General features: G+C 58.5%; 7 protein-coding genes and 2 tRNA genes. 5 read left to right on the top strand and 4 right to left on the bottom strand.

Annotated features, from left to right (window positions below; all coding sequences use genetic code 11):
- Window positions 1–402 precede the first annotated feature (402 nt).
- Entirely contained in the window at window positions 403–630 is a 228-nt protein-coding gene (locus AC1D0I_RS32190) for a hypothetical protein (protein WP_477400133.1), read from the top strand.
- A 149-nt stretch (window positions 631–779) separates the two neighbouring features.
- Window positions 780–1,055, top strand: coding sequence for a hypothetical protein (locus AC1D0I_RS32195; RefSeq protein WP_477400134.1), 276 nt, complete (start codon window positions 780–782; stop codon window positions 1,053–1,055).
- 343 nt (window positions 1,056–1,398) lie between these two features.
- Here the strand turns inward: AC1D0I_RS32195 and AC1D0I_RS32200 are convergent, their stop codons facing one another.
- The 3 genes from AC1D0I_RS32200 to AC1D0I_RS32210 form a co-directional block, all read right to left on the bottom strand.
- Window positions 1,399–1,692 (bottom strand): hypothetical protein, encoded by a 294-nt coding sequence (locus AC1D0I_RS32200; protein WP_477227429.1) that lies wholly within the window; start codon window positions 1,690–1,692, stop codon window positions 1,399–1,401.
- A gap of 62 nt (window positions 1,693–1,754) precedes the next feature.
- Window positions 1,755–1,904 carry a hypothetical protein gene (locus AC1D0I_RS32205; RefSeq protein ID WP_477304232.1) on the bottom strand — a complete coding sequence of 50 codons (150 nt, stop codon included), beginning with the start codon at window positions 1,902–1,904 and terminating at the stop codon, window positions 1,755–1,757.
- Window positions 1,905–2,008: 104 nt separating this feature from the next.
- Window positions 2,009–2,083, bottom strand: a tRNA-Asn gene (locus AC1D0I_RS32210).
- A 225-nt stretch (window positions 2,084–2,308) separates the two neighbouring features.
- Here AC1D0I_RS32210 and AC1D0I_RS32215 point away from each other — a divergent pair.
- On the top strand, window positions 2,309–2,566 hold the full coding sequence (locus tag AC1D0I_RS32215; protein ID WP_457154476.1) for a hypothetical protein: 258 nt from the start codon (window positions 2,309–2,311) through the stop codon (window positions 2,564–2,566).
- 18 nt (window positions 2,567–2,584) lie between these two features.
- On the opposite strand, the gene AC1D0I_RS32220 is transcribed toward AC1D0I_RS32215, so the two are convergent.
- Entirely contained in the window at window positions 2,585–2,803 is a 219-nt protein-coding gene (locus AC1D0I_RS32220) for a hypothetical protein (RefSeq protein WP_457154475.1), read from the bottom strand.
- A 225-nt stretch (window positions 2,804–3,028) separates the two neighbouring features.
- On the opposite strand from AC1D0I_RS32220, the gene AC1D0I_RS32225 reads away from it, so the two are divergent.
- Together AC1D0I_RS32225 and AC1D0I_RS32230 are read left to right on the top strand one after the other, a co-directional pair.
- Window positions 3,029–3,102, top strand: a tRNA-Cys gene (locus tag AC1D0I_RS32225).
- Window positions 3,103–3,192: 90 nt separating this feature from the next.
- Window positions 3,193–3,861, top strand: coding sequence for a protein-L-isoaspartate O-methyltransferase family protein (locus AC1D0I_RS32230; RefSeq protein WP_477400135.1), 669 nt, complete (start codon window positions 3,193–3,195; stop codon window positions 3,859–3,861).
- The last annotated feature ends 270 nt before the right edge of the window (window positions 3,862–4,131 follow it).

A 4,131-nucleotide genomic window follows, 5' to 3' on the forward strand; every position in this document is an offset into this window, starting at 1 on the left:
CTCATGTAATCCATGGCCACGACCGCGACGAACGCCAAAACGACGATGGCTGTTCCACCTGCCCAAATAACAGACATTTTGCCTCTCCCCAGGGCGATCCTACGCCCAGTGAGGTAGCGCCGCAATCACGACAGGCAATGGTGGTAAAATGCGAGRAGCGCGGGAACAAAATTTCGCATCTCTCGTTGAAAATGCCGGCCGGATGCCTGTCCAAAGTCCATGTCCGGCTTGTGTCAAAGGCCCGTTGCCGTGCCCTGGCAGCGGGCCGCTGGCACTGGCGAGGTTGTCAAAAATCGCGTCCATCCGAAGATTCTTGATCGGACCGGTTTCGTAGTGAATCCCCTGTTTGTTCACGGCACAAGCCATGACGATTGCGAGGCCGAGAATGAGCATGGAGGCGACGTGCTGGACGAACCGCACGACGGCTGGGACGATGACGAGTATGAACTTGGCTGGACGGAACATGTCGACCAGCGTAAGGCAGTCATCGTCGATCAGAACACCTGGAACCACCCCGAAGGCGAGCCGCTGCTCGGCTGGTGCGAGAATCACGGCAAAGGCGTCATGCTTTGCGAACCGGCAGACGATCGCGAAGGCGACGATGAGCGGGAGCAGCCCGACTTCTACTGAAACCGAAACCAAGTTTCGAATTGGCGCGCTGCTTCGGTGGCGGGCTCTTTTTACTGGCACTGTTCGCCGTCGTTGCCGACAAAAGGTGATTTGACGTTACGTTAACTGGGCGCAATCATATCGGATTGTACAAGGGTGAGGGCGTTTCAATGAAACTCGTTGTCTTTGGCGTAGCAATGGTATTGGCCGCCACCGGAGCAGCTGTTGCGAAGGAGAAGAAGAAAGTGGCCACAGCTCATCAGGCTGCAACCTCGTGTTCTACACCTCATATGAAGGCTGGCAGCAAGCCGACCCCGAAACTGGATTGCAAATCGACAGGCACCGTGGCTGCGCGACAGCCAAATGGGGCCAACTTCCTGGATCATTATAATCCGCGCCTAGGGTATGATGAGACCAGTCCGTGGTTTCAAACTGGCTATAATTGACGGCGGCTTCGGCTTCCGGGCCTTTCTTTATCCAGCGACGCGGCCAGCCCGCTGCCTCACAGTGGCGGGCTTTTTATTATTGGCTCCGCCGACTTACTGCGAGTGTTTTGGGTGGTCCCCACATACCGCCTGTAAAACTGTCAGAACCGGCGATCTGCAAGACGTTCACCTCTCTTTGATATTTTTTTCCGAACCAACCTTCATATTCGATCTGAATCGGAAACTCGGCCTGCGCGATCCAAAAGCTTTGACGCAGATCTCTATGGGTTAGACCAAAAGAAAAGGACGTCCGAGCACCGTTGTCGAGGAGACGGATCACCCTGGAAGGCTCGAAACAAGCCAACTAAAGGCCCTTGTTCTCGTCGTTGGCTCCGGCACCAAGCGCCGCCTCAAGCGCTTTCTGATCGCTAATGAAGAGCTTGATATTCTTTGCCGGGATCGATCCGGAGTTAAGGATTACCAGGTCGTACGCGATAGCCTCGTTGCCGCCGTGGTGCGTCTCAACCATCGCCGTGATGATTGGGCGAAACTGACGTCGCCAGAAATGCAGCGACAGTCCAAGGGCCATCACCGTCGCGAATACGCCGGCGACGTTGAGCCAGTCCACGCTGACCAACCAGTAGATGAGAGATTTCACTGCCCCACCCCCTTTTGTCGCGCGGGCCTGCCGATAGTTGCAGGAAAGGTTTGGCACCGCAATCAGCCGGCGAGGGCGCGGCCGACTGCTATCCCGACGCCGATCGTCACGTTTCCTGCCAAGCGAAACGCCCAGGCCATCGCAGTTGGGCGCCAATTCCATGTCGGCTGGGCTCGCAGCAGGCCAATCAGTTCATCAAAAACATAGTCCATGGACGTTCTCTCCTTCAGCGCCTAGCGAAGTCGAGTTGCGTACCTATACCGTACCTATCGCCAAAAATGGCGATTTTGCAGATTCGGTAAGTGCTTGGAAAGGTTGGCTCCCCGGGCCGGATTCGAACCAGCGACCAACCGGTTAACAGCCGGTTGCTCTACCACTGAGCTACCGGGGAACAGAGGCTCTCATGTGAGTGGCGCAGCCTATAGCAAACCCTTTTCCGCTTTGCAAAGAAGCATTTCGCATTTTTCCGAGGCATTTTTCGCTCAGGCGTTTCTCGCAATCGTTCGCGGATGCCCTCATATTAGCCGTCTTGCTGGGGATATGGAACCGAAAGCGCCGTTGCGGCTTAGATTCAACGGTGCTCCTGAACGGTCAAAAGGGTTAATCTTTCGAGACGATGACAGCACAAGACAACCAGATGCCGGCGCGGAAAATCTCGGTTTTCGGGCGTGAGTTCAAAATGCCGCGCTCGCGCGGGCTCAGAATCACCATGGGCATCGTGCTGACCATCGGCGGCATTCTGGGTTTCCTGCCGATCCTCGGCTTCTGGATGGTGCCGCTTGGATTGCTGGTGCTGTCCTATGAATTCGCCATGGTCCGCCGCCACCGGCGCCGCTTCGTTGTCTGGTGGGAACGGCGCCGCCGGCCGGATTGAGGCCGACAGCGCCCGGTCTCAGCGCCCGGCGTGCTCTTCCAGCGCTTCGCGGATCTGCTTGAGAATCGCAGCCGCCGAGGCGAGCTTTGCCCGGTCACGCGGCAACAGGCTGCTCGCGCTGCCGATGCACAGGCGGTCGATGGCGTAGCGCAAAAGCTCTTCGCACTGCGGCAGCGACAGGCCGGACGCCGCATTCATGTCGTCTGCCTTGCCTTTTGCTGCCGTTGTCCGACGCATGGCATGTCTCCCGCCATGTTCAACGTATGGGCTGCTGAATGAGTTTCTTCCGGCGTCGAGCCATGCTTAACAAGCAGCTAACGTATCGTCGTCAGGCCCGGGCCTGGGATTTGACGGGACGCTGCCCAAACCGGCGAGAGGAAACCGTTCGGAATGCACGGGTGGCCGCTTGACGGCATTTTCGCCGCAACCTATTGGAACCGGGTGGAACGCCGGGAGCAATGAGGCCTCGTGGCGGAGTGGTTACGCAGAGGACTGCAAATCCTTGCACCCCGGTTCGATTCCGGGCGAGGCCTCCAATGCCCGGGCCCCCGCGCAGCAGCGCTGGGGCCTGAAGTTCCGATCGTAATGAACCGCGGTTCTGGCGCGGCAAGCGGATTGGTTGGAACATGAGCGCTGATTTCTCCGAACTTCGCATCAAGATGGTCGACGGCCAGGTCCGCACCACCGATGTGACCAGCGCACCATTGCTCGATGCGATGCTTGTCGTGCCAAGAGAAATCTTTGTCGGCGCCGAACAGCGCGATCTCGCCTATATCGACGAGGACATCCGTATTGCCGCCGGCGCGGACGGTGCGCGCTATCTCATGGAAGCCTCGCCGCTGGCCAAGCTCATGCAACTGGCCGAGATCAGCCCAGCCGATTCGGCGCTCGATGTCGGCTGCGGCACCGGCTATGCCTCGGCCGTCCTGTCTCGGCTGGCGAAGTCCGTTGTGGCGCTCGAAAGCGATTCGGCGCTGGCTGAGACCGCCAGATCGACGCTTTCATCGCTCGGCTGCGGCAATGTGACCGTTGTCCAGGGGGCGTTGCCGCAAGGACATGCGGCCAAGGCGCCCTATGACGTCATCTTCATCGGCGGCAGCGTCGCGGACGTGCCGGCACCGCTGCTCGACCAGCTTGCCGAAGGCGGCCGACTCGTTGCCGTCGAAGGCCAGGGCAATTCCGGCGTGGCCCGGCTTTTTTTTAAAGCGGGGGGGGTTGTAACGGGAAGACGCGCATTTAATGCGGCAATTAAGCCACTACCGGGATTCGAACGTATTCGCGCCTTCGAATTCTGAATGATTTTGCCTTGCAGGATAGGCGTTGTCATGGTCGCTTGTGTTTGAAATCGTTGCTGATCCGCAAAACTGGGGGCACTTTGGGGCTGAGCAGCAGGGAACATTGAACACGCGGCGCCGGCTGCTCAAGAAGGAGAAGCCGGCGTGGCGTGGTTCCCATGGACAACGAATGAGGGATACATGGTCCTGCCTATACGCAAGAGTCTTTTCGCCGCCGTCCTCGTTTCCGCGACCGCGCTTTCTCCATTCTCGGCCTCGGCGGAATCTATC

It is taken from the genome of Mesorhizobium sp. P2_D1 (genome assembly GCF_056404455.1).

Excerpts from the sequence above, each read along its gene's own strand:
- AC1D0I_RS32220 (WP_457154475.1), bottom strand. The coding sequence starts at position 2,803 with ATGCGTCGGACAACGGCAGCAAAAGGCAAGGCAGACGACATGAATGCG.
- AC1D0I_RS32215 (WP_457154476.1), top strand. The coding sequence starts at position 2,309 with ATGACAGCACAAGACAACCAGATGCCGGCGCGGAAAATCTCGGTTTTC.
- AC1D0I_RS32230 (WP_477400135.1), top strand. The coding sequence starts at position 3,193 with ATGAGCGCTGATTTCTCCGAACTTCGCATCAAGATGGTCGACGGCCAG.
- AC1D0I_RS32205 (WP_477304232.1), bottom strand. The coding sequence starts at position 1,904 with ATGGACTATGTTTTTGATGAACTGATTGGCCTGCTGCGAGCCCAGCCG.
- AC1D0I_RS32195 (WP_477400134.1), top strand. The coding sequence starts at position 780 with ATGAAACTCGTTGTCTTTGGCGTAGCAATGGTATTGGCCGCCACCGGA.